The organism is Mesorhizobium sp. M7A.F.Ca.CA.004.04.2.1 (genome assembly GCF_004022825.1).
Taxonomy (GTDB): Bacteria; Pseudomonadota; Alphaproteobacteria; order Rhizobiales; family Rhizobiaceae; genus Mesorhizobium.
In genome coordinates, this window is sequence record NZ_RZPH01000507.1 from 1 (window position 1) to 4,216 (window position 4,216).

5 protein-coding genes and 1 pseudogene are annotated in these 4,216 nt (G+C 63.7%); 1 reads left to right on the top strand and 5 read right to left on the bottom strand.

The genetic code is table 11. The features are described from left to right. From EN893_RS21220 to EN893_RS21235, 4 genes are all read right to left on the bottom strand, one after another. A partial coding sequence (locus tag EN893_RS21220) for a DUF1284 domain-containing protein (RefSeq protein WP_164900997.1) occupies nucleotides 1-399 on the bottom strand: 399 nt, incomplete at its 3' end. Beyond that, nucleotides 396-989, bottom strand: coding sequence for a biotin transporter BioY (locus tag EN893_RS21225; protein ID WP_127268974.1), 594 nt, complete (start codon nucleotides 987-989; stop codon nucleotides 396-398). The genes EN893_RS21225 and EN893_RS21220, both read right to left, overlap by 4 nt. A 107-nt stretch (nucleotides 990-1,096) precedes the next feature. Further along, nucleotides 1,097-1,765, bottom strand: coding sequence for a GntR family transcriptional regulator (locus EN893_RS21230; protein ID WP_127272279.1), 669 nt, complete (start codon nucleotides 1,763-1,765; stop codon nucleotides 1,097-1,099). Between the two features lie 76 nt (nucleotides 1,766-1,841). Continuing rightward, entirely contained in the window at nucleotides 1,842-2,444 is a 603-nt protein-coding gene (locus tag EN893_RS21235; protein WP_127268976.1) for a TetR/AcrR family transcriptional regulator, read from the bottom strand. Between the two features lie 100 nt (nucleotides 2,445-2,544). On the opposite strand from EN893_RS21235, the gene EN893_RS21240 reads away from it, so the two are divergent. Then, the gene (locus EN893_RS21240) at nucleotides 2,545-3,996 is read left to right on the top strand and encodes an MFS transporter (RefSeq protein ID WP_127268977.1); all 1,452 of its coding nucleotides are present in this window, start codon (nucleotides 2,545-2,547) and stop codon (nucleotides 3,994-3,996) included. 6 nt (nucleotides 3,997-4,002) lie between these two features. Here EN893_RS21240 and EN893_RS21245 read toward each other — a convergent pair. Further along, a pseudogene (locus EN893_RS21245) lies at nucleotides 4,003-4,216 on the bottom strand (polyprenyl synthetase family protein); the annotation flags it as partial.

The window sequence follows — 4,216 nt, forward strand, 5'->3', positions numbered from 1 at the left end:
GTATCCACCGGCCGCTATCGTGCTGCACAGTTCGTTCCATTCGCAGCCGCCGCAGGCCTTGCGTACAAGGCCAGCCGAAAACGCCTGCCGCATCCGGGCCAAGGTCCCCGTGTCGAGATCGAGGTGGGTGCCGACCCGGATTGGCCGCGCCAGCAATTCTCCTACATCCAGCGCGGCGAGCCGGTCCCGCTCGACGACGCTCTCGTTGAGGCAGTGAGGTTCCGGCTCGTCGAGCAATGGAGCGCAGACATCGTCGGGGCCGGAAACGAGGAGGATGTCCTCGCCCCGGCTCAGGCGCTCCGCGACGCGATCATAATTGGCGGTGAAGGCGGGGCTGTATCCCTTGCCCACATAGGTGAGCGGGCAAAGGAGATGATGGGCGCGCAGCTTGATCGTCACGGATTGGCCGGCTTGGCCTTGCCGCCGGGAAAGGCCATGAGGGTCGCGGCACCCAGCGCTGACTTGAGCAAGCCGCCGACGATGAACGGCAGGAAGCCGAAGGTAACGGCCTGTTCGGCTCCAATCATGACGGCAAGCCATGCTGTGCCCAGCACAAGGCAGGCAAGGTTGCCAAGCAGCATGGCGACAAAGGCAAGCATCACCCTTTTGCCGTTCCAGCCGCGTTCTGCTAGCCAGCCGACCAAGGCGCCGACAAGCGGGAAGGCGAAGAGATAGCCACCCGTCGGCCCGACGAAATGCGCCGCACCCGCTGCCCCTCCGGACAGAACCGGAAAGCCGACCGCACCCTCGACCAGCCAGGCGACGATGGTGAGCGCGCCAAGCCGCCAGCCATAGAGCGCGCCGATCAGGGTCACGGCAAAGGTCTGCATGTTTACCGGGACCGGCACCATCGGCACCTCGATATAGGACGCCAGCGCCAGGAACAGGGTGCCAAGCACGACGGCTCCAACCTGCCAGGCAAGAGAACGATCCTGGAGCCGGAGCGGACTGAACGACGGCTTGCCGGGGGAGAATGCGACGTCTGTCATTGGGATTCCTTTGATCGATTGAAAATTATAGATAATTTCTCTTTCCGATCTATTATCGAATCCACACTTCCCTGGAGATTGCAAGCCCTGGCTTTGGCGGAGGCCGACTAACCTACGATGGCAAAAGCTTCGCGCGTCGTCCCGGAGGCCGTCCTGACCGGCTTGCGGCCAATCCATTGGACGTGCCGCCCCAGTGTGACGGCCGCGGATTCGGTGTTTCCCTGCCGCAAGGCGGAGAGGATCGCGCGATGGTCCTGATCGGTGCGCGTCTCCCACTCCGACCGCCATGCCGCGAACAGGAAACGGGCGCTTGCCGCGTGCAGATCGTCGATGGTCGCGAGCAGGCGCGGCATGCCGCATGGCGACAGGATCAAGCGGTGGAAGGCGCGGTTGGCCTCTTCCCACGACCTGACATCGCGGGACTTGTCGCCGGCCTTGGTCGCCTCCTCGGCGAGATCGAGAATGGCCGATGTCAGGTGCGGCGCGGCGTGGCGCAGCGCCAGCACCTCAAGGGCGGCGCGCATTTCGGCGACCTCCTTGACCTCGCCCAGATCGAAAGACGCGACGCGCACGCCGCGCCGCGGCTCGCCGATGGCCAGCCCTTGCGCCTCCAGACGCCGGAAGGCCTCGCGCACGGGAACATGGCTGGTTTGGAATTCCTCGGCGATATGATCCTGCCGAAGCCTGGCCCCCGGCTCGATCGCGCCGGATATGATGCGGTCCGCCAGAACCTTGCTGATGCGCACCGCGATGGTGTCGTCTGTGCCCTTTGCCATGTTTTATAGATAATTTGCGGCAGGGCAGCTTGTCGAGACAATTGCAGTCGAAATCGCGAGGCGCCAGAAGCAAGACTCAAGGCTGTGAGACGAAACCGTCGAGCGCAGGCATCGCCACGGTGACCAGGTCATGCAGCCGCTTCTTCGGCACCCCGTCGCGCGCCTGCACTGAGAGGCCAAACAACAGCGTGGTGTAGTAGTCGCCAAGCGCTTCCGGATCGGTATCCGGCTTGAGGTCGCCGTCGCGAACACCCTTTCTCAGGCGCTCCACAATCAATGCATTGCGCGCCAGTCGGCGCTCGGCCAGCCAATGCAGCACGCCGTCATTTTCGGTAGCGCAGTTGGTGGCGGCCGAGACAACCATGCAGCCCTTCGGCAGATCCGGCCTTGTGTAGATATCGATCGCATCGCGCAGCAGCCGCTCGACAAACCGCCGAGCGGTTGGTTCTTCGGCAAGGGCACCGGTGGCGAAGCTTCCTTCGCTGGTTTCGTAGAGAACAACGGCTTCGCGAAACAGATCCTCCTTCGAGCCAAAGGCGGCATAGATGCGCGCCGAGGCCAGGCCAAGCATGGAGACGAGGTCGGCCATCGAGGTGCCCTCGTAGCCGCGCATCCAGAAGGCATCGCGCGCTTTCTGCAGAGCCTGGGCTCTGTCGAACTCCCTTGGCCGTCCCGCCATCGCAACCTCCATTTCTTTATCGATCCACAAATAATCCGCTTGACTCAAGATTGCAAATTCAATTCTTTGTCGATCGATAAAGAATCGAAAGGAGACTGGCATGAGTTCACTCGATCAAGGGCTGCCATTCGGCGCCACTGCGACACAGGGAGGGATTGGCGCGAAGCGCGGCGCCACGCTGGCATTGCTCGCCTTCGCCCAGCTTATCATCGCTCTCGACATCAACATCGTCTTCGTGGCGCTGCCCGAAATCGGGGCTGGGCTGGGCTTTTCCGGCCAGACCTTGCAATGGGTGGTGAGCGCCTACACCGTGTTTACCGGCGGTTTTCTGCTGTTCGGCGGCCGCGCCGCCGACCTTATCGGTCAGCGCCGCATCTTCATCTTCGCGCTCTGGCTCTATGCGCTTTCGTCGCTGGTCGGCGGCCTCGCCTGGTCGCCGGAAATCATCATCGCTGCGCGTGCCGTGCAAGGCATCGGCGGCGCTTTCCTGTTCCCGGCGACGCTCTCGCTGATCAACCGCCTGTTTGCCGAAGGACCGGAACGCAACAGGGCGCTGGCGGTGTGGGGCGGTGCCGGCGCGAGCGGCCTTACCCTTGGCTCACTGGCCGGTGGAATCCTGACAGGCGCCTTCGGCTGGTCGTCGGTCTTCTACGTCAATGTGCTGCTGGCTGGCATCGCCATCATCGCCGCATTTGCCATCATTCCGCGCGATCCCAAGCGGCACCAGCACCGCAACTTCGATCTGCCGGGCGCGCTGACCGTCACCGCAGGCGCCACATTGCTGGTCTTCACGCTGGTCCAGGGACCTGAATATGGCTGGGGTTCGCCAGCGATCATCGCCAGCGCCGCACTGGCAGCGATCTTCATTATCGCCTTCGCGCTGATTGAGGCGAAGAGCGCTGACCCGCTGATGCCGCTGCGGCTGTTCCGCAATCGCAGCCTCGTCGCCGGCATGACGATCACCTTCCTGTTCATGGGAACGTTCGGAGCCCTGCCCTATTTCCTGACCGTGCTGTTGCAGACCGTACATGGCTTCACCGCCCTGCAAACAGGCCTGGCGTTCCTGGTGCCGTCGATCGCCATCGCCGCCGGCACGCAGCTCGGTGAGCGCCTGGCGACGCGCTTTTCTACACGCTCGACCCTGGTCGGCGGCATGATAGTCGGCGCAGCCGGCACAGCGCTGATGGTCCTTGGAGCATCAGCCGACAGCAGCTATGCCGCCATCGTTCCCGGCCTGATCATCTCCGGTGTCGGACAGGGCATCGTCTGGACCGCCATGTGGATCGCGGCCGCGTCGGGCGTGGCACACGACGAACAGGGCGTTGCCTCGGGAATGGCCTGCACGACGCTCAACATCGGCAACGCGATCGGCATGGCGACATTGATCGCGATCGCCAACAGCCATGTCGGCGGATTGACTGGCGATGCACTGAAGGCCGCGATCGCCGACGGCATACAGATCGCCTTCTGGCTGGCGGCGGCGGGCATCTTTGTCAGCCTGCTGGCCGCGTTCGCTTTGCCGGGAAAGGCGAAGCAGCGGGCAACCGGGTGACGCCGCTCAGTTCACCCGGCTGATGCAGAAATCGATGACGTCGATCAGCGCCGATTTCTGCGGCGTCGCTTCCAGCGGCGCCAGCGCGTCGCGGGCGATCTCGCCGAAATGGCGGGCTCGTCCGATCGTGTCGGCGATGGCGCCATGGCGAGTCATCAGGCCGATCGCCTTTTCCAGGCCGGCGTCATCGGTGACATTGTCCTCGATGGCACGCTTCCAG